Annotated in this window: 18 protein-coding genes; 10 read left to right on the forward strand and 8 right to left on the reverse strand. The window is 66.2% G+C overall.

Going from position 1 to position 22,010, the window contains the following annotated elements:
• Positions 1-96: 96 nt before the first annotated feature.
• From AB6730_RS04960 to cutA, 4 genes are all read right to left on the reverse strand, one after another.
• On the reverse strand, positions 97-651 hold the full coding sequence (locus AB6730_RS04960) for a DUF1415 domain-containing protein (protein WP_371022556.1): 555 nt from the start codon (positions 649-651) through the stop codon (positions 97-99).
• 17 nt (positions 652-668) lie between these two features.
• Entirely contained in the window at positions 669-1,202 is a 534-nt protein-coding gene (locus tag AB6730_RS04965; RefSeq protein ID WP_371022557.1) for a TlpA family protein disulfide reductase, read from the reverse strand.
• Positions 1,199-3,421, reverse strand: coding sequence for a protein-disulfide reductase DsbD family protein (locus AB6730_RS04970; protein WP_371022558.1), 2,223 nt, complete (start codon positions 3,419-3,421; stop codon positions 1,199-1,201). Before AB6730_RS04970 ends, AB6730_RS04965 begins: the two co-directional genes overlap by 4 nt.
• A 70-nt stretch (positions 3,422-3,491) precedes the next feature.
• Positions 3,492-3,815 carry a divalent-cation tolerance protein CutA gene (cutA, locus tag AB6730_RS04975; protein ID WP_371022559.1) on the reverse strand — a complete coding sequence of 108 codons (324 nt, stop codon included), beginning with the start codon at positions 3,813-3,815 and terminating at the stop codon, positions 3,492-3,494.
• 185 nt (positions 3,816-4,000) lie between these two features.
• On the opposite strand from cutA, the gene groES reads away from it, so the two are divergent.
• Together groES and groL are read left to right on the forward strand one after the other, a co-directional pair.
• Positions 4,001-4,294 (forward strand): co-chaperone GroES, encoded by a 294-nt coding sequence (groES, locus tag AB6730_RS04980; protein ID WP_036110126.1) that lies wholly within the window; start codon positions 4,001-4,003, stop codon positions 4,292-4,294.
• A 61-nt stretch (positions 4,295-4,355) separates the two neighbouring features.
• On the forward strand, positions 4,356-5,999 hold the full coding sequence (groL, locus tag AB6730_RS04985) for a chaperonin GroEL (protein ID WP_306851021.1): 1,644 nt from the start codon (positions 4,356-4,358) through the stop codon (positions 5,997-5,999).
• 76 nt (positions 6,000-6,075) lie between these two features.
• Here the strand turns inward: groL and AB6730_RS04990 are convergent, their stop codons facing one another.
• Both AB6730_RS04990 and AB6730_RS04995 read right to left on the reverse strand, forming a co-directional pair.
• Positions 6,076-7,053 carry a hypothetical protein gene (locus tag AB6730_RS04990; protein WP_371022560.1) on the reverse strand — a complete coding sequence of 326 codons (978 nt, stop codon included), beginning with the start codon at positions 7,051-7,053 and terminating at the stop codon, positions 6,076-6,078.
• Positions 7,054-7,253: 200 nt separating this feature from the next.
• Positions 7,254-9,146 carry an LTA synthase family protein gene (locus tag AB6730_RS04995; protein ID WP_371022561.1) on the reverse strand — a complete coding sequence of 631 codons (1,893 nt, stop codon included), beginning with the start codon at positions 9,144-9,146 and terminating at the stop codon, positions 7,254-7,256.
• Between the two features lie 177 nt (positions 9,147-9,323).
• On the opposite strand from AB6730_RS04995, the gene glnE reads away from it, so the two are divergent.
• The 4 genes from glnE to AB6730_RS05015 all read left to right on the forward strand — a co-directional run bounded on the left by glnE (position 9,324) and on the right by AB6730_RS05015 (position 15,288).
• On the forward strand, positions 9,324-12,212 hold the full coding sequence (gene glnE / locus AB6730_RS05000; protein WP_371022562.1) for a bifunctional [glutamate--ammonia ligase]-adenylyl-L-tyrosine phosphorylase/[glutamate--ammonia-ligase] adenylyltransferase: 2,889 nt from the start codon (positions 9,324-9,326) through the stop codon (positions 12,210-12,212).
• Between the two features lie 49 nt (positions 12,213-12,261).
• Positions 12,262-13,194, forward strand: a complete 933-nt coding sequence (locus tag AB6730_RS05005; protein WP_371022563.1) for a nucleoside hydrolase — start codon at positions 12,262-12,264, stop codon at positions 13,192-13,194.
• 308 nt (positions 13,195-13,502) lie between these two features.
• The gene (locus AB6730_RS05010; RefSeq protein ID WP_371022564.1) at positions 13,503-13,751 is read left to right on the forward strand and encodes a type B 50S ribosomal protein L31; all 249 of its coding nucleotides are present in this window, start codon (positions 13,503-13,505) and stop codon (positions 13,749-13,751) included.
• 241 nt (positions 13,752-13,992) lie between these two features.
• The gene (locus AB6730_RS05015; RefSeq protein WP_306851016.1) at positions 13,993-15,288 is read left to right on the forward strand and encodes a citrate synthase; all 1,296 of its coding nucleotides are present in this window, start codon (positions 13,993-13,995) and stop codon (positions 15,286-15,288) included.
• Positions 15,289-15,477: 189 nt separating this feature from the next.
• On the opposite strand, the gene AB6730_RS05020 is transcribed toward AB6730_RS05015, so the two are convergent.
• Entirely contained in the window at positions 15,478-16,137 is a 660-nt protein-coding gene (locus AB6730_RS05020; protein ID WP_371022565.1) for a hypothetical protein, read from the reverse strand.
• Between the two features lie 61 nt (positions 16,138-16,198).
• Entirely contained in the window at positions 16,199-18,781 is a 2,583-nt protein-coding gene (locus tag AB6730_RS05025) for a penicillin-binding protein 1A (protein WP_371022566.1), read from the reverse strand.
• 234 nt (positions 18,782-19,015) lie between these two features.
• On the opposite strand from AB6730_RS05025, the gene AB6730_RS05030 reads away from it, so the two are divergent.
• From AB6730_RS05030 to AB6730_RS05045, 4 genes are read left to right on the forward strand one after another with little or no spacing between them, the layout of a single operon-like run.
• A complete protein-coding gene (locus tag AB6730_RS05030; protein WP_306851013.1) occupies positions 19,016-20,074 on the forward strand; it encodes a pilus assembly protein PilM in 1,059 nt (352 codons plus the stop codon).
• Positions 20,074-20,823 (forward strand): PilN domain-containing protein, encoded by a 750-nt coding sequence (locus tag AB6730_RS05035; protein ID WP_371022567.1) that lies wholly within the window; start codon positions 20,074-20,076, stop codon positions 20,821-20,823. The genes AB6730_RS05030 and AB6730_RS05035 overlap by 1 nt, the downstream gene beginning before the upstream one ends.
• On the forward strand, positions 20,820-21,470 hold the full coding sequence (locus tag AB6730_RS05040; RefSeq protein ID WP_371022568.1) for a type 4a pilus biogenesis protein PilO: 651 nt from the start codon (positions 20,820-20,822) through the stop codon (positions 21,468-21,470). The genes AB6730_RS05035 and AB6730_RS05040 overlap by 4 nt, the downstream gene beginning before the upstream one ends.
• Positions 21,467-21,994, forward strand: coding sequence for a pilus assembly protein PilP (locus AB6730_RS05045; protein ID WP_306851010.1), 528 nt, complete (start codon positions 21,467-21,469; stop codon positions 21,992-21,994). The genes AB6730_RS05040 and AB6730_RS05045 overlap by 4 nt, the downstream gene beginning before the upstream one ends.
• Positions 21,995-22,010 lie beyond the last annotated feature (16 nt).

Below are 22,010 nucleotides of genomic sequence, written 5' to 3' on the forward strand. Positions count from 1 at the left end.
CGCCATGGTCCGTGATCAGGTCGGCTGGCGATCCACTGCGCCTTGAGGAGCCAAAGGAAAAAGACAGTTGCTCCCACGAGTTGGGCGGCGCCACGATCACGGCTCGGCGAACAGCTTCCGCCAGCCCTCGATCCCCAGCCGATCCAGTGTCTCCATGTTCGCCTCGAAGATCTTCGAGGCCTCCGGGAACGCCGCCACCGCGCGGTCGATGCTCGCCTCGCGCAGCAGGTGCAGGGTCGGATAGGGCGACCGGTTGGTGTAGTTGGTGATGTCGTCGGGCGCGGTGCCTTCGAACTGGAAGGCGGGATGGAAACTCGCCACCTGGATATCCCCCTCCAGGCCGAGGTCGGCCACCGTCTCGTCGGCGACCTCCAGGAATTCGTTGTAGTCGAGGAAATCGTCGAGCACGTGGGGGTGGATCAAAAGCGTGGTGTCCACTGCCTCGGGGTCGGCGTCACGCAGAAATTCCAGCTCACGGACCAGGTCCGCGTGCAGTTGCAGCGGCTGCGTGGCTTCGCTGACGACGTAACGGACCTGTCCCTTCTTGTGCACCGCCTTGGCGAAGGGGCACAGGTTGAGGCCGATGACCGCGCGTTCGAGCCAGAGGCGGGTGGCCTCGATCGCCTGGTCGGGTGGGAGCTTGGAGTCCATGCGAAGGTTTCCGTGGTTCAGGGCGCGAGCCAGGCGTCGAGTTCCGCCTGGCTGAACGTGCCGAGCTTGCGCCGCAGGATACGCCCGTCCTCGCCGATGAGTACGCTATAGGGCAGCACCCGGCGGGTGTTGCCGAAAGACAGCGAGCCGCCCGGGGCGTCGCTGTCGGCAAGCACCACCGGATACTCCACCGGCTGGGCCGCGAGATAGGCGCGCACGGCGCCTGCCGTGTCCTCGGCTACGCCGAGGATGGCGACGTTGCGCGCCTTGTAGCGTCCCGCGTTCTCGCTCAACAACGGCATCTCCCGGCGGCAGGGAGCACACCAGGTGGCCCAGAAGTTGATGAGCAGGCGCTTGCCACGCCAGTCGGAAAGCTGGCGCGGCTTGCCTTCCACGGTGAGGAAGGTGGCCGGTGGCGGAAGCTCGCCGACATCCGACACCGTGACGCCTTGCGGCGGTGGCGGATTCAGGCGGCGATGCTCCAGGTACAGCCCCGTGGACGCGGCGGCGATCGCCAGCACCACGATCCAGAAGGTCGGGCCGCGGCTCATGGATGCGCGGCGGCCTCGAGTGCTTTCTCGACGCTGTCGTAGGTCAGCACGGTGGACAGCTTGCGGCCATCGCCACCGCCCTTCGGGTAGACCACGTAGAGCGGCACGCCCACCGAGTGGTACTGCTCGAGGAAGGCGGCGATGGTCGCATTCACGTCGGTCCAGTCGCCCTTCATGTAGACGGTGCCGGTGCGGGCGAGCAGCGCCTTGAAGGCGTCGGTATCGAGCACGGCCTTCTCGTTCGCCTTGCAGGTGATGCACCAGTCGGCCGTCATGTCGACCAGGACCGGCGTCCCCGCGCCGCGCAACTCGGCCAGCTTCTCCGGTGAATACGGGACGGAACCGTCGGCGGCAACGCGCAGGGTCGCACCCTGCGCCGGCAGGCCGTGCACGGTCCAAAGCGCCGCAGCGGCACCGATCATCAGTACGCTCGTGAATACCCAGGACAAGCGCGAGCCACGGCTGCGTCCGTACCACCACAGGGCCATGGCCAGCAGTACCCCGCCGGCGAGCACGAGGGCGGTCGCGTCGGCACCGCGCTGCTTGGTCAACACCCATAGCAGCCAGACGGCCGTGAGGTACATCGGAAACGCCAGCAACTGCTTCAGGGTCTCCATCCACCGGCCCGGGCGCGGCAACAGCCGCGCGATCGCGGGTACGAATCCGATCAGAAGGAAGGGCAGGGCAAGGCCGAGGCCGAGCGCCAGGAAGATGAGGAAGGCCACGCCAAGGGGCGCGGCGAAGGCGAAGGCGATCGCGGAGCCCATGAAGGGCGCGGTGCAGGGGCTGGCCACGACCACGGCGAGCACGCCGGTGAAGAAGTCGCCGGAGGGGCCCGATCGTGCGGCGAGACCGCTGCCCACGTTGCCGAGCGAACCCCCGATCTCGAACACGCCCGACATCGACAGGCCCACGGCCAGCATCACGTAGACGAGCAGGCCGATCGCCAGCGGTTGCTGGAACTGCGCGCCCCACTGGACGCCGTGGCCCGCCGCTCGGATGCCGACGATGACCAGGCCCAGGATGGCGAAGGCGGCCAGCACGCCGGCCGTGTACCAGAGCGCGTGCTTGCGTGCGGCGCCCGGGCTTTCCCCGCTTTCGAGCACGGTGATGGCTTTCAGCGACAACACCGGCAACACGCACGGCATCAGGTTCAGTACCAGGCCGCCGAGCAAGGCGAGGCCGATGGCCGCGATGAATCCGACGGGTGCGTCACCGCCTGGCGCCAGGCCGGGCGGCGGCGGGGTCGGGGCGACATCCGCCGGCGCGGCGGCGGGCTGTTCCTCGGACGGGGCGCCGACGGATGCCGTTCCCGCGCCCAGGTCGACCTTGATATGCCGCGTCATCACCGGATAGCAGATGCCGTTCTCGAGGCAGCCCTGGTAAGCCACGTCGATCGCCACCGCCGTGGCGCCCGCGGCGCCATTCAGCGGCACCGGCAGTTCCACCTGGTCGAAATAGACGATGGTGTCGCCGAAGTGCTCGTCGTGATGCGCGGTACCGCTGGGCCAGTCCGGCTCGCCCACGCTCACCCCGGCGGGCGAGGTCACCGTGATCTGCGTCTTGTCCCGATAGAGGTAATAGTCCTTGGGCATGGTCCAGCGCAGCAGCAGGCTGCCGTGGTCCTTGACCAGCGCCTCGAAACGGAACGCCTGGTCGGCGGGAAGCGCTTGCGCTTCGCTGCCGGGAGTCGCCGCCGGGGCGCCTAGCAAGGCCGCGCCGTTGGCGGCGGGCGCCGCGGCCGCGGGAATGGTCGACGCGCCGCCGATCGTGAGCTTCAGGTGCTCGGTGTTCGGCGGGTAGCAGATCTTCGGCTCCACCTCGTGGCAGCCCTGGTACTGGACGTCGAGGGCGAGCGTCTTCGTCGCGGCGTCGGCGAGCGTGTACGGCACGCTGGCTTCCACGTCACCGTGGTAGATCTCCACGTCGCCGAGGTATTCGTCGTGCTTCTTCAGGCCATCGGGAAGCGTCGGCTCGCCCAGCGTGACCGCCGCGGGCTCCGCCGCCTTGATCTTGATCCGGCCCCGGTAGAGGTAATAGTCCGGCGCGATCCGCCAGTGCAACTTCACCATGCCGGGCTGGCTGGCATCGGAAGTGAGGTGGAAGGCCTGGGTGACCGGCAGCAGGTCGTCATCGCCCTGGGCGAGCGCCGGCAGGGCGGCGGCGAACAAGGCGAGGCCGGCGACCAGGTTCCGCGCGAGGCGGGCGAACGACGTCATGTTGACTCCGGGGATCGGTGCGGCGACGAACCGCGAGGGGCGTCGATCATTATGACCGGGCATGCCCTTGTTAGCTTGCATCGACGCTGGCTTCCAGCCAGGCGAGGTAGGGCGCGTGGCCTTCCACCAACGGCAGGGCCACGACCTCCGGCACCTCGTAGGGATGGTGCTCGACGACGAAGGCCTCGACAGCGGAGAAGGCCTCGCGGGTGGTCTTCACCAGCAGGAGGTCCTCGGCGTCGGTGACCACCTCGCCTTTCCAGCGGTAGGTGGACCGCATCCCCGGCAGGTGGTTCACGCAGGCGGCCAGGCCGGCCTGCACGAGGCCATGGGCGAGGGAGGCGGCGGGTTCGCCGGCGGGACAGGCGACGAGGATGGCGATGGGTTCGGACATGGGTCGATTGTGGTCTTTTTTGTACCCGGGGCCTTGAACGGTTTCGCACAGGCGCCATCTGTCGATCACCCCGAGGCTCTTCCGATTCGCGTCGAGCTTTGGCTAAAATTCTGGCACTCACCCTTGGCAAGTGCTAACAGGGTGGACCAATTTCGTTATCCGTCAATCACATGGTTGGAGAAGTCATGAGCAAACTGCGCCCGCTGCACGATCGCGTCATCGTCAAGCGTCTCGAGGAAGAGCGTGTTTCCGCCGGTGGCATCGTCATCCCTGATAGCGCCACCGAGAAGCCCACCCGCGGCAAGGTCATCGCCGCCGGCACCGGCCTCCTCCTGGCCAGCGGCCAGCTCCGCCCGATGGGCGTGAAGGAAGGCGACGTCGTCCTGTTCGGCAAGTACGCCGGCCAGGAGATCAAGGTCGATGGCGAAGAACTGGTCTTCCTGAAGGAAGACGACATCGTGGCGGTCCTGGAAGGCTGAGCCCCCGCTCGCCCCGTTCCTCCCGGCTATCCCAAACAACTGATCTCAAGGATTCACTCTCATGGCATCTAAAGAAGTCCGCTTCGGCGAAGACGTCCGCGCACGCATGCTGAAGGGCGTCAACACGCTCGCCAACGCCGTCAAGGTCACCCTCGGCCCGAAGGGCCGCAACGTCGTGCTCGAGAAGAGCTTCGGCGCGCCGACCGTCACCAAGGATGGCGTCTCGGTCGCGAAGGAAATCGAACTCGCCGACAAGTACGAGAACATCGGCGCCCAGATCGTCAAGGAAGCCGCCTCGAAGACCTCCGACGTGGCCGGCGACGGCACCACGACGGCCACCGTCCTCGCCCAGGCGTTCATCCAGGAAGGCCTCAAGGCCGTTGCCGCCGGCATCAACCCGATGGACCTCAAGCGCGGCATCGACCAGGCCGTCACGGCCGCCGTCGGTGAGCTGAAGAAGCTTTCCAACCCGACCGCCGACGACAAGGCGATCGCCCAGGTCGGCACGATCTCGGCCAACTCCGATTCGAACATCGGCGACATCATCGCCACCGCGATGGGCAAGGTCGGCAAGGAAGGCGTGATCACGGTCGAGGAAGGCTCGGGCCTCGAGAACGAGCTCGACGTCGTCGAGGGCATGCAGTTCGACCGCGGCTATCTCTCGCCGTACTTCATCAACAACCAGCAGTCGCAGCAGGTTGAACTGGACGACCCGTTCATCCTCATCCACGACAAGAAGATCTCGAACGTCCGTGAGCTCCTGCCGGTGCTCGAGGCCGTCGCCAAGGCCGCCAAGCCGCTGCTGATCGTCGCCGAGGAAGTCGAGGGCGAAGCCCTGGCCACCCTCGTCGTCAACACGATCCGTGGCATCGTCAAGGTCGCCGCCGTCAAGGCGCCGGGCTTCGGCGATCGCCGCAAGGCCATCCTGGAAGACATCGCCATCCTCACCAACGGCGTGGTCATCTCCGAGGAAGTGGGCCTGCAGCTCGACAAGGCCACGATCAACGACCTCGGCCGTGCCAAGCGCGTCGTGATCACCAAGGAAAACACCACGATCATCGACGGTGCCGGCGAAGCCGAGCGCATCCAGTCGCGCATCGGCCAGATCAAGGCGCAGATCGAAGAGACCTCTTCGGACTACGACCGCGAGAAGCTGCAGGAGCGCGTCGCCAAGCTTGCCGGCGGTGTCGCCGTCATCAAGGTCGGCGCCGCGACGGAAGTCGAGATGAAGGAAAAGAAGGCCCGCGTCGAAGACGCCCTGCACGCCACGCGTGCGGCCGTCGAGGAAGGCGTGGTCCCGGGCGGCGGTGTCGCCCTGATCCGTGCGCTGAAGGCCCTCGAAGGCCTGAAGGGCAAGAACCCGGACCAGGACCTCGGCATCGCGATCACCCGTCGCACGCTGGAAGCCCCGCTGCGCGCCATCGTCACCAACGCTGGCGAAGAGGCTTCGGTCATCGTCAACCAGGTGAAGGACGGCCAGGGTAACTTCGGTTACAACGCCGCCACCGGCGAGTTCGGCGACATGATCGCGTTCGGCATCCTGGACCCGACCAAGGTCACCCGTTCGGCGCTGCAGTTCGCCGCCTCGGTGGCCGGCTCGATCATCACGACCGAAGCGGCCGTGACCGAGCTGCCGAAGAAGGACGACGGCCACGGCCACGGTGCCCCCGGCGGCATGGGTGGCATGGGCGGCATGGACTTCTAAGTCCGCGCTTCTCTGGCTCGTTATAAAAAAGCCCCGCGAAAGCGGGGCTTTTCTTTTTTCCCACCCACCCTCCGCCTCAGTACGAGATGGTCGCCGATGTCGCCGTCGTGCTGAGGCCGTAGTTGCATTGCGGGTTGATGCCGGAGGTGTCGCTGCCGCCCCAGGGCGGAGAGGCCACGCGTACGTTGTCGCGGTTGTACACCTGGATGTTGTGGAAGACGATCGGGCCGCCAGGGTATTCGCCGCACGTGGAGACGTTGTACACCTCGAGCACGCCGCCGAAGACCCAGGTGAGGTCGTCATAGGGATCGGTCGTGAGCGAACTCGTGCGGCCCGTGGTCGTGTTGCGCGAATCGATCTTCCACGTGGGGCAGTCCTGTCCCGCCGCGCAGGTGGAGTAGGTGTCGCCGACGACGACATCGCCCGCCTTCGCCGGAATCGGGTCGCTGTGGAACGTGGTGCCGTCGACACAGCAGTTCCAGCTCGCCAGTGTCCATGCCTTGTCGTTGTAGCCGTTCCATCCGAGCACGGGCTGGAGGATCGATTGCACGTTCGGCAGCTGCTCGAGGCCGGGGAAGAAATAGATGACCTGATCGTCCTTCGTCACGGGTGCGGATGGCACCGTCCATGTCGCGACGATGCGGCCGATGGGTGTGTTGCTGGCGTAGTTCGCGGCTTGCACCCAGCCGCTCTGCTCGGGCGGTGGCGTGGCGGCGGAGCGCAAGGTGCGGCGGCCGTCGGCTTCGATGCGGTCGCCGCGCAAGGTGTAGTTCGCCTTGCCGCAGGTCGCCGGTTTCTCCAGTGCGCCGGAGGCTCGCTGTATCAAGCCGTTCTTTTGCAGGCGATCACCTTCGTGCACGGTGGCCACGCAATCGGGAGAGAAATAGCCATTGGGGGTGACCACGTAATCGTCGGGGACGCCCGCGGGTTTCGCGGAGGGGGGCATGGCGGCGACGCGCGTGAGTTCCCGGGTTGGCACGGCCTGCGGATCTTGCGCGGCGGATGCCGCCATGGCGATGAAAAACATCGCGCCGATCAAAGCGAACCTCTTCATGTATACGACTCCTGCATTGGGAAGGATGTCGTCCATGTGGCAGCGGCGTAAGCGCCGGTGTCGCCCCCTGTTCCGCCGCGCATGAAGGGCGCGGATGATCAGGCTATGGGCGTGGGATCGCCAGGTTTGTGATGTGTGTACCAATCCATCGCGGCTTGCCGTCGATGCGTATGTCGCAAGAAATTGCGGTGGATGAGGCGCTACTGATGTGCGCCCGCCGCCGCGTTTTCGTCCGCCGTACCTGGCTGGCGCGCCAGCGCCGCCGCATCGGGCAGGGCGTATTGCGCAACCAGCGGTTCAAGCTTCTGCTTCATCCGCAGCATCGCCACGTTGCCCATGGATACATCCGTATATTTCTGCAGGGCATCCTCGGCCGGCGTGGGTGCGTCCGGTGCGTGCGTGAGCGCGGCGAGGCGCGGAGCGACGACCTGGGTGAGGGCGAAGTAGGGATCGTCGTGCACGCCCGCCTGCTCCAACAGCTTGCCGGGCAGCATCCACGCCGCGAGATCGGCTTTCTCCGGCGCGGGACCATCGCCGTGTGCGTCGATGAGGATGTACGGCACCGTCTGGTTGAACATGCCGGTACCGTCGGCGAAACCGAGCTTGTCGTACGCCTCGGTGAGCGCGGGCAGGTGATCGCCATAGAACAGGAGCAGCGTCGGCCGCTCGCGCTGCTTCAGGAGTTCGGCGAGGCGGCCGAGCTCGGCGTCGGCATGGCGCATGTGATAGATGTAGTTGCGCAGTTGCAGCTTCGCGTCGTCACTGATGCCGTCCGGCACGGGAATGGCGTCGCGCTCATGCGTGTCGATGTTCACGCTCTTGTCGTACGGTCCGTGCGCTTCCATGCTTATCGCGAAGACGAAGCGCGGCGGGCCGGAGTCCTTCAGCTGATTCATGATCTCGTCGGTCATGGCGCTATCGGCCATGTACTCGCCATCCTTGCGGAAGTCCTTGGGGAAATCCGGCTGTGAAACAAACCGGTCGAAGCCCAACGACCTGAAGGCCGTGGTCCGGTTCCAGAACGAGGCGTCGTTACCATGCACGGCGATGGTTTCGTATCCATGCGAACGCAACGTTCGCACCATGCCCGGAACGACGCCCGAATGCATCTGCAGGTAAGGGAATTGCATCGTCGGGAAATAGCGCAATGACAGACCCGTGAGCACTTCGAATTCGGTGCGGATCGTGCCGCCGCCGAACGTCGGCACATGCAGGCGACCCGTGCTCGCATGCTCCGCGAGACGGTGCAGGTTCGGTGCGAAGTCCTCGTTCTCGAGGCCGCGAATCGCGCTCGGGTCGAAGAACGATTCGCTCTGCACGACGACGATGTCGGGCGTCTGCCGTCCGTTGGCCGCCGCCACCGCCATGTGCTCGCGCAGGGCGGGCCCGGTGTCCGCCAGGAAGCGCCCGGCTTCGGCCGGATCAGCCTTGGTCTTCTTGCCTGCATCCTGGAGGCGGAACTGCACGATCGTCGTCACCACGCCGTTGTAGCCGGCGTTCGCCGCGGCGGACCAGGGTTGCAGCCCAAGGCGGTCCTTGTCGTAGATGGTCGACCACGCGGGGACGCCCGCGAACAGGGTTCCCATCAGCGCGACCAGCGCCAGGCCCGCGACGAGGCGGCGTCCCTTCGTGCGCCGCGCAAAAAGAGGCGGCTCGTAGCGGGCGATCACGACGATCAGCGCGATCGTTCCCAGGATGGCCAGGTACGGCAAGGGGTTGGCGGGCAGGTAACCGCCGAGCAGGTGGAGGCCGCCGTTCTTCAGCTGGCCGACCATGCGGAAGTCGGCAGGTAGCAGGGGCGCGCCCAGGTTCTTCATCTTGATGGCGCTGACCACCAGCACGGCGCCCTGCGCCATGAAGGCGAGGCCGAACGACAGCCATGCCCGGCGCGTCAGCACCAGCAACAGCGAGGCGAGCAGCAGGCCGGGGAAGGCGTTGGCGAACAGGTGCCAGGGCCGGGCGGCCCACTCGGCGCTGGATACGCCCGGGTTGCCGTCGAGGAAGCCGGTGTAGAGGACGAACGCCACGGCGAGGCAGAGTGGCAACGCCACCCGGGCCATAACGTCACGCCAACGCTTTGAATCGAAAGTCATAACGCCCTCTTGTCACGCCCCTGTAGCAAGGGGGTAGGGACTGTAACGCAGCGGACATGAACCGGTTGTCAGGCGAGGACGCACGTATTTCTTGCGATCCGTGACATGTCATGAGACGAATCGCAATCCGGTGCCGGGAAGCGCGCCATGCCGCCGCTAAGGCACAATGACCACCTCATGAATGCATCGACGACGGCTCCGCGCGAAAGCCCCGAACTACGCGCATTGATCGATACCCGTTATGCCGACGTGATGGCGGCATGCCGTGCCGCGCGCATCCCGCTGTACGACGATGCCGGCGTGGCCGAACGCATCCGGCGGACCTTGCTCGCCTCGGACTTCGCCTTCGATATCTTGCGTCGCCAGCCCGATTTGCTCGCGCCAGCCGGTCTGGAACGACTTCGTGCCAATGCCGACGCGGGAACGCGTGGCGCGACGCTGGAACTGCCGGCGGACGAGGATCGTTGCATGTCGGTGCTGCGCCGCTTCCGGCACGCGGAAGCGGTCCGCCTCGTGTTCCGTGACGTGAACGGGTTGGACGACCTGGACGAGACGCTTTCCTCGACGAGCGCGCTTTATGAAACCTTGCTCGAGGTCGCCTTGCGCTGGTCTGAAAGCGCCATGCATGCGCGTTACGGACAGCCGCGCGATACGAACGGCGTCGCGCAGCGCACGGTGGTACTCGGCTTCGGCAAGCTCGGCGGCAATGAACTGAATTTTTCCTCCGACATCGACCTGGTGCTGGCGTATGCCTCGGGCGGGGAAACCGATGGCGCGCGGCCGCTCGACAACGGCGAGTACTTCATTCGCGAGACGCGCCAACTCGTGCGCCTGCTGGCCGAGCCCACGCTGGATGGCATCTGCGCCCGCGTGGACCTGCGCCTGCGCCCGTTCGGCAACGCGGGGCGGCTGTCGCTGCCCTTCGCGGCGATGGAACAGTACTACCAGCGGGAAGGTCGCGATTGGGAACGCTATGCCTGGATCAAGGCGCGGCCGGTGGCTGGCGACCGCGTCGCCGGACGCGAACTGCAGGACATGCTCCGGCCGTTCGTTTATCGGCGCTACCTCGACTACACGGCGTTCGCGGGCCTGCGCGAGATGAAGGCGTTGATCGACGCGGAGGTCGCGCGCAAGGATCTCGCCGGCAACCTGAAGCTCGGACCCGGCGGCATTCGTGAAATCGAGTTCGTGGTGCAGCTGACCCAGATGATCCGTGGCGGTCGCGACCCGGCCTTGCGCGTGCGTGGCCTGTTGCCTGCGCTACGGGCTTGCGAGGCGCGCGGTTACATCCCCTCGGCACGAGCGAAGCTGTTGCGCTCGGCCTACGTGTTCTTGCGCCGCCTTGAGAACCGCGTGCAGATGCTGCGCGACGCGCAAACCCACGACATTCCCGACGATGCGCTGTCGCGCGAACGTCTGGCCCTTGGCTTGGGCTACGCCCATTGGGACGACCTGGCGCTCGACCTGGTCCGGCATCGCGATGCGGTGTCCGCCGAGTTCGCCGCCGTGCTCGTTCCCGAGGCTGGCGGTACGGCGACGGCCCCCATCGCCGATGTCGCGCTCTGGCAGGCGGCGCGGGCGGAGACACTCGATGCCTCCCTGATGGAGGCGTCGGGTTTCATCCCTGGCGAGGAAGCCGCCGGTGAACTGATGAAATTGCCGCGCACGGCGGCGGTCCGCTCGATGTCGGCGCGTTCGTCCGAACGCATCGAACGCCTGATGCCCCACTTGATCGGTGCAGCCCGTGGCAGCGTGGCGCCCGTGGCCAGCCTCTTGCGTTTGTTGCGCCTGGTCCAGGCCGTCGCGCGTCGTTCGTCCTATCTCGCCCTGCTCGACGAACAACCCAATGCGCGGCGGCGTGTCGCCAGCGTGTTCGCGGACAGTGCGTTCCTCGCGGAGCGAGTCATAGCGCAACCCCTGCTGCTCGACGACGTGCTCGATCCGCGCATCGACCAGTTGCCGCTGAAACGGGCGGATATCTCGGCCGAGATCGCACGCACCCTCGGTGCGTTGGACGAACGCGACGCGGAACACGAACTGGAACGCATCAACGAGTTCCGTTCGAGCATCGCCTTTCGCCTGGGCCTGGCCTTCAACGATGGCCGGTCGGACGCCACAGCGACGGCGCGGCGGCTCGCCGGGCTGGCGGAGGCGGTGGTCGCGGCCATCCTCGCGCTGGCGACGCGCGAACTTACCGCCCAGCACGGCCGCCTGCCGGGCGAGGGCAGCGGGTTCGCCGTGCTCGGTTATGGCAGCCTCGGCGGCGAGGAACTGGGTTTCGCCTCGGACCTGGACCTGGTCTTCGTCTACGACGGCAAGCGCGCCAATGCGATGAGCGACGGCCCCCGGCCGGTCGATGGCACGCGGTGGTACCAGCGCCTGGCGCAGCGCGTGATGCACTGGTTGAGCGTGCAGACGCATGCAGGCAGGTTGTACGACGTGGATACCCGCCTGCGGCCGGATGGATCGAAGGGGCTACTGGTCGCCAGTGTCGATGCGTTCGAGGCATACCAGCGCGACCGTGCATGGACCTGGGAACACCAGGCGCTGTTGCGCGCCCGCCCGGTCGCCGGCGATACGCGGCTTGGCGCCGCCCTCGCGGGCATCCGGCGCGAGATCCTCGGGGCACCCCGCGACGCCGCGCGCGTTCGTGCCGACGTGGGCGCCATGCGTGCACGCTGGCGCGGCGAGCGCGACCGCTCCGACATCGTCCATGTCGACCTGAAGCAGGGCGTGGGCGCGCTCATCGATATCGAGTTCATCCTGCAGGGCATGGTCCTCGGGCACGCGGCCACGCATCCGTCGGTGCTCGACACGCACGCCAGCAGCACCTTGATCGACGTGTTGCGCGAGGCGGGACTGTTCACCCAGGCCCAGGCCGACACGCTGCACCTGGCGCATGCGGACCTGCTGCAGATGGGACTCGCCTGCACGCTCGACCTGCGCCCGCGCATCGCCACGCGCACGCCGGCCCTGGACGCGCTGTGCGCCGGGGTGGAGCAGGTCGCGGCCGAACTGGGCTTCGATTTCTCCGGGCGTAGCGAGGCGGCGGCGCAGGGTGCCTGAATCCGATGCGCGGCGTTATGCTGTCCGGCCGTTCAACGACACGATCCCGATGACCCGAACCCCGTTGCTGATCGACACCGACCCCGGCGTGGACGACGCGCTGGCCATCCTGATGGCGCACGAGCATGCCGACGTCACCGCGTTGACGGTGGCCGCGGGCAATGTCGGGCTCGACCACACGGTGCGCAACGCCCGCACGCTGGTGCAACTGATCGGCGCGGCGACACCGGTGCATCCCGGTTGCCCTTCGCCATTGGTCCGCGCTCCCGACGAGGACGCGGCCTTCGTCCATGGCGCCGACGGTTTCGGTGATGTCGGATTCGCCGAACCCACGCATCCGTCGCAGGCCGAGCACGCCGCGCTCGCCCTGATCCGCCTGACCCGCGAGCGTCCGGGCGAGCTGACGCTGGTGGCGCTCGGGCCGCTGACCAATCTCGCCCTGGCCGTCCGTCTCGATCCGGCGTTCCCGGCGCGCGTGAAGCGCCTGGTCGTCATGGGGGGCGCCGTCACCGGTCATGGGAACACGGGCAAGATCCCGGCCGAGTTCAACATCGGTTTCGATCCCGAAGCGGCCCATGTGGTGTTCGAGGCATTCGAGATGTTCGACCTCGTGGACTGGGAAGCCACGGTGCGTCATGCCTTCGCGGACGAGGTCTACGAGGGATGGATAGCCTCCGGCGACGACCGGGCGGTGTTTTTCGAGAAGATCTTCGGTACCGCCCGCCGCTTCAACGCCGAGCACGAGCGCACGGGTTTCATCGCGGCGGACGCCCTGGCGATGGCTGTGGCCCTCGACCCGGCCATGATCGTCCGCGCCGAGACCCGCCATGTGGCGATCGAGCTCGATGGACGCCTGACCCGTGGCGCCACGGTGGTCGACTGGCACCGCCGACTCGGCGGCCAGGCCAACGCCAGGATCGTGCTGGAAGTGGACCAGGACCGCTTCCGCGAGTTGATCGCCGGGGCCCTGGGCGCCCGCTAGCCGCCCGTCCTCATGGGCCCCTGTCTTCCGTGGACTGACTGCCATGGGGGGCTCTTCCCGGCCGTGGTGGCTGGCAAGCCTCATATGTGGCTGGCAAGCCTCATATCCTGATGGGCTGGCCTAACCTGGTGGGAGCCGATTCATCGGCGATCCCGCGGCAGCGGGCCAGCCCGCGGCAAGCACCCATCGCCGCTGAAGCGGCTCCCACAACTGAAAACGGGGGAGTCAACCTGGGCCAGGCTTGCCGTGGCCGACTCCGCTGGTTACAATGCCGCTCTTTTCACCCCGCTATTTCTCAGGTTCAAGCCATGAAAGAGAACATCCATCCGAAGTACCAGCCGGTGGTCTTCCAGGACCTGTCGTCGGATTTCGCGTTCCTGACGCGTTCGACGATGTCCAGCAAGGAAACCGTCAAGTGGGAAGACGGTAACGAATACCCGGTGATCAAGCTCGATATCAGCAGCCACTCGCACCCGTTCTATACGGGCAAGCAGAAGACGCTCGATATCGGCGGCCGCGTCGACAAGTTCCGCCAGCGTTACGGCAGCAAAAAGTAAGAAGTCCACACCGAAATCCGCGCGCCGCCTGCGGGGTGGCGTTTCGCGAGGATCGACGGACACGGGGCGAGCCCACGGCTTGCCCCGTGTCTTTTTGCGTCCACGGATTGCCCTATGGTCGAACGGACGTTCGAACAGGCTCTGTGCGATAATGGGGAACTTCGGCTGCACGTAGTGGCCGGTACGACACCTTCCCCAGGGTGCCGTTTCCCCAAATCGTCGAGAAGAAGAGGAGCTCGCCGTGTCCGACGCCAAAACCGTCAAATTGGTCGATGAATCCAACAAGCCCGTGAGCGAACTGCCGGTCATCGGCGGCACGCTCGGCGCCGAGTGCGTCGACATCGGCACGCTGTACAAGGACACCGGCTACTTCACCTACGATCCGGGCTACGGCAGCACCGCCAGCACCAAGAGCGCCATCACCTACATCGACGGCGACAAGGGCGTCCTGCTGTATCGCGGCTACCCGATCGAGCAGCTTGCCGAGAAGTCCACCTTCCTCGAGACCTCGTACCTGCTGCTCAACGGCGAACTGCCCAGCAAGACCGAGTTCGCGAAGTTCGAGCACGACATCACGCATCACTCGATGATGCACGAGAACCTCAAGTTCTTCCTGCGTGGTTTCAACCACGACGCGCACCCGATGGCCATGCTGGCCGGCTCGATCGCTTCGCTTTCGGCGTTCTACCACGACAAGCTCGACGTCGATAACCCGGAAGACCGCAAGCTCGCCGCCATTCGCCTGATCGCGAAGATGCCGACGATTTCCGCGGCCATCTACCGCCATTCGATCGGTTGGCCCACGCGTTACCCGCGCAACAACCTCGAATACGTCACGCGCTTCCTGCACATGATGTTCGAAGTGCCGAGCGAGCCGCTGGAACTGAATCCGGTCGTCGCCAAGGCGCTCGACCTGCTCTTCATCCTGCACGCCGACCACGAGCAGAACGCCTCCACCTCGACGGTTCGCCTGGTCGGTTCGACCGGTGCCAATCCCTATGCGTCGATCGCCGCCGGCATCACCGCGCTCTGGGGTCCGGCCCATGGTGGTGCGAACGAAGCCGTGCTCAAGCAGCTCGAGGAAATCGGTTCGGCCGACAAGGTCGAGACGGCCGTCAAGCGCGCGAAGGACAAGAACGACTCCTTCCGCCTGATGGGCTTCGGCCACCGCGTGTACAAGAACTTCGACCCGCGCGCCAAGATCATCCGCGAAATGTGCCACAAGGTGCTCAACGAGCTCGGCGTTAACGATCCGTTGCTCGACGTCGCGATGAAGCTGGAAGAGGCCGCGCTGAAGGACGATTACTTCGTCGAGCGCAAGCTCTACCCGAACGTCGACTTCTACTCGGGCATCATCTACAAGGCGCTCGGCATCCCGACCGAGATGTTCACCGTGATGTTCGCCATCGCGCGCACGTCCGGCTGGATCTCGCATTGGATCGAGCAACACGAGACCCCGGGATCGCGCATCGGCCGTCCGCGCCAGATCTACACCGGCGCCGACGTTCGCGACTACGTTCCGAACGACAAGCGCTGAGAAAGAAACCCCGCGAAAGCGGGGTTTCTTTTGTGCCGGGAGGGGAGAAGCGCTCCGGCGTGGGAATCGCTTCTGTGGGAGCCGACTTTGTCGGCGATGGGTGCTTGCCTCGCCTTGGCCCGCTGCCGCGGGATCGCCGACAAAGTCGGCTCCCACACCCACAGGGCGTTCTCACCATTCGGTCGGCGGTCACGACGACGCGTTGAAGGCGGCGATATCCTCTTCCGCCATCAGCTCCTGCACCATGGCCGCCGTGGCGCGGCGCATCGGCCGTTCGTCCACGCGATCCAGGGGCGCCTGACGCAGCGCATCCATCGGCAACACGGTCAGGTCGAACGGAATGCCATCGGCACCGAACAGCAGCACCGGGTGTTCGCTTTGGGTGGTGCCGCCCGACCAGCGCAGCCGCCGCGTCTGGGTTTCCAGGGGAATGCCTTGCTCGCGCAGGAACAGGCCGGGAGCGTCCGGATCGTCGCTGAAGACATGCAGGCATACGGCGGAATGTTCGTCCGCCGTGCCTTCGAGCACGGCGCCGACCAGCCGCGCATCGAAACCGCGAAGGAATCGCATCGCCTCGACTGCGGCCTCGCGCCGGGCGCGTAGCGCCTGCGGCTGGGTGTCGGCGTGGAACAGGCGCTGGTGTTCGCGCAGCGCATCCTCGATCTCGTTGTTGCGGGGCAGGGCCTGCGTGTCGACGATGCCGAGCCGTTCGGCGGCCTTCACCTTCGCGTGGTGGAAATCCCGGATACCGTGCTCGCTCATCAGGCGTGCCGCCTCCTGGGCGACGAGGACGCGATTGCGCTGCGTCCGGTCCTGGGCATGGATCCTGTGGTGTTCGCCTCGTGCCATGACTCACCCCCGTATGGTGTGAACGTGTGCCAGGCGCGCGACCGCTGGCTCGGCGCGCGCGTCAGAAGATGTCGTAGGCGTGTTCCTGCTGTTCCTCCTGCTGTTTTTGTGTCGCCTGCTCGCGAAGACGGTCGACGTCCTCGACCTTCATGATCTCGTTCATGCCGCCCGGGGAGGGTAGGCCCGAACCCGGGTCGATCTGCACCGTGGCGATACCCGGCGGCATCGCCAACATGTGCGAGGGCTTGTCCTTGAGGAACGCGCCCATGTAGTCCATCCAGATGGGCAGCGCGGCCTTGGCGCCGAACTCGCCGCGTCCCAGCGAACTGAAATCGTCGAAACCGACCCAGACCGCCGTCGACACGTCGCCGTTGAAACCGACGAACCAGGCGTCGCGATGGTCGTTGGTGGAACCGGTCTTGCCCGCGATGTCGTCGCGGCCCAGGGCCTTCGCCGCGGCACCGGTGCCGCGCTTCACCACATCCTGCATCAACGAGGTGACGAGGTAGTCGTTGCGTACGTCGATCACGTGCGGCGCCAGCTTCGGTGCCTCCGAGGCGCTCGCATGGGCATCGGCGGGAAGCACGGCGTCGCCGGTGCCACTGCCCGCCGCCGTGCTCGAGGTCGCCGGGCGGGCGGGAATCAAGGCCGTCGAGGCCTGCGTCGGCGGTCCCGGCAGGGTCGGGTTCAACAGGCGCTCCTGGCATTCCGCACAGGCCCGCTCGGGATTGGCCAGGTAGACGGGGTTGCCGTCGCGGTCGTCGATCCGGGAGATGAAATACGGCGTGACGAGGTAGCCGCCATTGGCGAACACGGCATAACCGCGGGCCATGCTCATCGGCGACACGGATGCCGTGCCGAGCGCCAACGAAAGGTTCTGCGGCAGCGCATCCGGCGTGAAGCCGAACCGGGTCATGTAGTCGCGCGCGAAACGCAGGCCGATGGCATCGAGCAGGCGTACCGAAACCAGGTTCTTCGACTTCACCAGGGCTTCGCGCAGGCGCATCGGACCATCGAACTTGTTGTCGTCGTTGGCCGGTGTCCACATGCCATCCGGACGCGACGGATCGGGGAAGGCCACGGGGGCGTCGTTGACGATGGAGGCAGGCGTGAAGCCACGCTCGAAAGCCGCCGAATACAGGTAGGGCTTGAAGCTGGAGCCGGGCTGGCGGGCGGCCATCACGGCGCGGTTGAACTTCGAGCGCACGAAGCTGAAACCGCCTACCAGGGCGCGCACGGCGCCATCTTCCGGATCGAGCGAGACCAGGGCGGCCTGTACCGCGGGGATCTGGGTGAGGCGCCATTCGAGCCGGGCCGGTTCCGCCTTGGGTGCCGGTACGTCCTTGCCTTCTTCCGTGGCACCACTGGCCACGTCCTCGTTCACGTCGTCTTTCGCGGCGCGGAACAGGCGGACGACATCGCCACGCTTGAGCACGGCATCCACGCGGGTCGGTGCCGCGCCGGCGCGCCCTTCGTTGACGTAAGGGCGGGCCCAGGCCATGGACTCCAGGCTGAGCGTTACCGTCTCCTTGGGTGAGAGGTACACCTTGGCCTCCTTTGCGCCAGTCTCCGTGACGATGCCCGGCATCATGCCCGCCACGCTCGTGTAGCCGGCGAGAACGCGGTCATAGTCCTCCGGACCTGCCTGGGCAGGCAACTCTTCGTGGCCCTCGGGACCGCGGTAGCCATGGCGGCGATCGTAGGCCGAGAGGCGGCCACGCAAGGCCTCGTTGGCGGCGGCCTGGCTGTCGCTGGGCACCGTCGTATGCACGACGTAGCCTTCGGTCAGTGCCTCGTTGCCGAATTTCTCCAGCACCTGCTGGCGGACCATCTCCGCCAGGTACGGGGCGTCGACCTCGATCTGCTGTTCATGGGGGAAGGCGTCGTTGGGCTCGTTGATCGCCGCGTCGTACTCGGCTTTCGTGATGAAGCGGTTCGACAGCATCTGGCCAAGCACCCAATCCCGGCGGGCGAGCAGGCGCTTGGGATTGTTCAGCGGATTGACGACCGAAGGGAGCTGGAACGTCGAGGCGAGTGACGCGCTTTCGGCAACGGTGAGCTGGTCCAGCGTCTTTCCGTAGTAATACGAAGCCGCCGCCGCCAGGCCGTAGGAGCGGTGGCCCAGGAACATCTTGTTGATGTAGAGCTCCAGGATCTGGTCCTTGCTGAGCTCGTTTTCCATGCGCAGGGCGATGAACATCTCCGTCAGCTTGCGCGAATAGAGCTTCTCCGGGCTGAGGAAGAAGTTGCGCGCCACCTGCTGGGTGATGGTCGATCCGCCGGGACCCTTGTCGCCTCCGGAGAGGATCACGTGGATGCCGGCGCGGGCGATGCCGTGCCAGTCGACGCCCGGATGACTATAGAAATCCGCGTCTTCGGCCGATAAGACGGCATTCTTGAGGCGCGCCGGCACGTCGGCGATGCGCACGGGGATGCGCCGGGTTTCGCCGAAGGAGGCGATCAGGCGGCCGTCGGAGCTCAGGACGCGGAGGGGAACCTGCATGTGGTAGTCGCGCAGGACCGCCACGGAAGGCAGGCGCGGCGCCAGGAGCCAGTAGGCGACGCCCACGGCGCCAACCACGAACAGGATGCCGGCCAGGGCGAGGTACAGCGCATAGCGCAGCAGACGCTTGAGGATTCGCATGGAGGGGGAGGGGTCACCGCCGTATGGGTCGTGGCGGAGTATAGAACCAAGCCGGGGCCGGGGCGGGGGAGCCGGGGTTCGACCCGGTATGAGGGGATTTCGCTAACTCAGTGACTGGATTTGTGAATTAGTGCCGGTAAGCGGCCCGACGGGCCGTTGCCAATCTGTTAAGTTTTAGATCTAATGCCTTCGCGCCGAAGACCAATTCCGACAAGGCGCGGGGAAGGGGGAATCGTGGGGCTCTTTACACCCAAGGCGGCGCCGTTGATCGGCGTCGATATAAGCTCGACCGCGGTAAAGCTGCTTCAACTCAGCCAAGCCGGCGGGCGCTATCGCGTCGAACACTACGCCGTCGAGCCACTCCCACCCAACGCGGTGGTGGAAAAGAACATCGTCGAGGTCGAGGCGGTCGGCGAGGCCATCCGCCGCGCCCTGGCCCGCTCCGGCGCCAAGATCAAGCACGCGGCGGCGGCCGTGGCCGGCTCCGCGGTGATCACCCGCATCATTCCCATGTCGGCCGATCTCTCCGAGGACGACCTCGAAGGCCAGATCCAGGTCGAGGCGAACCAGTACATCCCTTACCCGATCGAGGAAGTCAGCCTCGATTTCGAGGTGCTCGGTCCGGTTCGCGACAATCCCGAGATGAATAACGTGCTCCTGGCCGCCTCGCGGACGGAGAACGTGGACATGCGCATCGCGGCGCTGGACCTGGGCGGACTGACCGCCCGGGTCATCGACGTGGAAGCCTTCGCCATGGAGAACGCCTTCGGCATGGTCGCCGACCAGCTCGCGGTCTCCCGCGACGCGCTGGTCGCGGTCGTCGACATCGGCGCCACCATGACGACGCTGGCGGTGCTCAAGAACCAGCGCACGATCTACTCCCGCGAGCAAGTCTTCGGCGGCAAGCAGCTGACCGACGAGATCATGCGCCGCTATGGCCTCTCCTATGAGGAAGCCGGGCGGGCCAAGCGCAAGGGCGGGTTGCCCGAGTCCTACGAGATGGAGGCGCTGGAGCCGTTCAAGGAATCGCTGGTCCAGCAGGTCAGCCGCCTTCTCCAGTTCTTCTTCGCCGGCAGCGAATACAGCCGCGTGGACCAGGTGGTACTCGCCGGCGGTTGCGCTTCCATCGAAGGCATCACCGAACTGCTCGAACAGCAGCTGGGCGTGCCCTGCGTGGTCGCCAACCCGCTCGCGCGGATGGCCTTGTCCAGCCGCGTGCAGGCCCAGACCCTCGCCCAGGATGCCCCCGCGTTGATGATCGCCGTCGGCCTGGCCATGAGGAGTTTCGACTGATGGCACGCATCAACCTACTTCCCTGGCGCGCCGAACGCCGCAAGCAGCGGGAAAGGGAGTTCTATACCCAGTTGGGCCTCGCCTTCGGCGCCGCGCTGGTGGTGTTGATCGGCTGGTCGTTCTGGATGGATGCCCGCATCGACAACCAGGGCGAGCGGAACACGTACCTGCAGGGCGAGATCAAGCAGCTCGACGACCGCATCGCGAAGATCAAGGACTTGGAGAAAGTCCGGTCCGACCTCCTCCAGCGCAAGCAGATCATCGAACAGCTCCAGGCCAACCGGTCGCAGATGGTCCACCTGTTCGACGAGCTCGTGAAGACGATTCCTTCCAGCGCCCGTTTGTCGGGCATGAAGCAGTCTGGCGATTCCATGTCGCTGGATGGCGTATCGCAGTCCAACTCCAGCGTGGCCGAGTACATGCGCAACATCGAGGCCTCGCCCTGGATGGGCCATGCCGACCTGCGCAAGACCGAGAACACGCACGACGCGTCGCGGATGCCGTATCGCTTCGGCCTCGACGTACGCCTGAACCAGCCGGGCGACACGCCTGGCGGTGCTCCGGCGGGGGCCTCGACCGCCGCCGCTCCGGCGCAGGCCGCCGTCGTGCCAGCCCCGTTGGCCAACGCCGCGCAGGCCATCGGTTCGCCCGCGCCGGCGACCCCGGCCCCGGCACCGGCGCAGGCGGCCGCTCCCGCCCCGGCAGGCGCGCCCCCGGCCCCGGTCGCCCCGGCAGGAGCCAAGCCATGAAATTCTTCGACGACCTGCGCAACCTCGATCGCCACAACGTCGGCGGCTGGCCGAAGTCGATCAAGCTGTTCTTCACCGTCCTGGTGTTCGCGGTGGTCCTGCTCGTGGGCTGGTATTTCCAGATCAGCACCCAGCAGGACGATCTGACCAACGCCGAGAGCCAGGAAGAGCGGCTGAAGACCGAGTTCTCGCAGAAGCAAGCCAAGTCGGCCAACCTCGAGGCGCTCGAACAGCAGCTGTCGGACATGCAGGACATGCTGCGCACCCTGCTGCGCCAGCTGCCCAGCAAGACGGAAATGCCGGAACTGCTGATCGACATCTCGCAGACCGCGTTGGCCGCGGGCATCGAGACGGAGCTGTTCCAGCCCGGCCCGGAAACGCCCAAGGACTTCTATGCGGAGAAGCCGATCACGCTGCGCATGATCGGTACCTACCACCAGTTCGGCACCTTCATCAGCGGCGTGGCCTCGCTTCCGCGCGTCGTCATCCTGACGCTGCACGATGTCTCGCTGAGCCCGAAGGAAGCGAAGGACGGCAAGGTCGGTTCCGGACAACTCGTCCTCCAGGGCACGGTGAAGACCTACCGGTACCTCGACGACGACGAGACGCCCAAGCCTGCGCAGACGGTGAAGGGGAAGAAGCGATGACACGCGCACACGCCATCCTTCGGCCCGTGGCCCTCGCCCTGTTCGCGGCCCTGGCGCTTGCCGGTTGCACGCGCGGCACGTCGGACCTGCGCGAGTGGGTCGATGCCGAGAAGCACAAGAAGGGCGAGCCGATCCCGCCGTTGCCGGTGATCCGCACGTTCGAGACGTTCGCCTACCAGGACCAGGGCGCCCGCGATCCGTTCAGCCCGAGCACGGCGGAAATGGACACGAGTGTCGCGAACGGTCCACGGCCCGACGAAAACCGTCCGAAGGAACCGCTGGAAATGTTCTCGCTCGACAGCCTGAAGATGGTTGGCACGGTCGGTGCTGGTGCCAAGCTGGAGGCGCTCGTGAAGGATCCCGGTGGGGTGATCCATCGCGTTCACCGAAATGAGTACATGGGGCAGGCCTACGGCCGTATCACGGCCGTCGGGGAGGATCGGATCGATCTGGTCGAGCTGGTGCCGAATGGCAGCGGCGGCTGGATGGAGCGTCCGGCAAGCATCGCGGTCGGCGAAAAATAAGAATTCGGGGATGACG

The sequence above is a fragment of the Luteibacter sp. RCC_6_2 genome (assembly GCF_041360655.1).
In the GTDB taxonomy this organism is placed as follows: Bacteria; Pseudomonadota; Gammaproteobacteria; order Xanthomonadales; family Rhodanobacteraceae; genus Luteibacter.

Excerpts from the sequence above, each read along its gene's own strand:
- AB6730_RS04960 (WP_371022556.1), bottom strand. The coding sequence starts at position 651 with ATGGACTCCAAGCTCCCACCCGACCAGGCGATCGAGGCCACCCGCCTC.
- glnE (WP_371022562.1), top strand. The coding sequence starts at position 9,324 with ATGAATGCATCGACGACGGCTCCGCGCGAAAGCCCCGAACTACGCGCA.
- AB6730_RS04970 (WP_371022558.1), bottom strand. The coding sequence starts at position 3,421 with ATGACGTCGTTCGCCCGCCTCGCGCGGAACCTGGTCGCCGGCCTCGCC.
- cutA (WP_371022559.1), bottom strand. The coding sequence starts at position 3,815 with ATGTCCGAACCCATCGCCATCCTCGTCGCCTGTCCCGCCGGCGAACCC.
- groES (WP_036110126.1), top strand. The coding sequence starts at position 4,001 with ATGAGCAAACTGCGCCCGCTGCACGATCGCGTCATCGTCAAGCGTCTC.
- AB6730_RS05005 (WP_371022563.1), top strand. The coding sequence starts at position 12,262 with ATGACCCGAACCCCGTTGCTGATCGACACCGACCCCGGCGTGGACGAC.
- groL (WP_306851021.1), top strand. The coding sequence starts at position 4,356 with ATGGCATCTAAAGAAGTCCGCTTCGGCGAAGACGTCCGCGCACGCATG.
- AB6730_RS05045 (WP_306851010.1), top strand. The coding sequence starts at position 21,467 with ATGACACGCGCACACGCCATCCTTCGGCCCGTGGCCCTCGCCCTGTTC.
- AB6730_RS05010 (WP_371022564.1), top strand. The coding sequence starts at position 13,503 with ATGAAAGAGAACATCCATCCGAAGTACCAGCCGGTGGTCTTCCAGGAC.
- AB6730_RS05020 (WP_371022565.1), bottom strand. The coding sequence starts at position 16,137 with ATGGCACGAGGCGAACACCACAGGATCCATGCCCAGGACCGGACGCAG.
- AB6730_RS05035 (WP_371022567.1), top strand. The coding sequence starts at position 20,074 with ATGGCACGCATCAACCTACTTCCCTGGCGCGCCGAACGCCGCAAGCAG.
- AB6730_RS04965 (WP_371022557.1), bottom strand. The coding sequence starts at position 1,202 with ATGAGCCGCGGCCCGACCTTCTGGATCGTGGTGCTGGCGATCGCCGCC.
- AB6730_RS05040 (WP_371022568.1), top strand. The coding sequence starts at position 20,820 with ATGAAATTCTTCGACGACCTGCGCAACCTCGATCGCCACAACGTCGGC.
- AB6730_RS04995 (WP_371022561.1), bottom strand. The coding sequence starts at position 9,146 with ATGACTTTCGATTCAAAGCGTTGGCGTGACGTTATGGCCCGGGTGGCG.
- AB6730_RS05025 (WP_371022566.1), bottom strand. The coding sequence starts at position 18,781 with ATGCGAATCCTCAAGCGTCTGCTGCGCTATGCGCTGTACCTCGCCCTG.
- AB6730_RS04990 (WP_371022560.1), bottom strand. The coding sequence starts at position 7,053 with ATGAAGAGGTTCGCTTTGATCGGCGCGATGTTTTTCATCGCCATGGCG.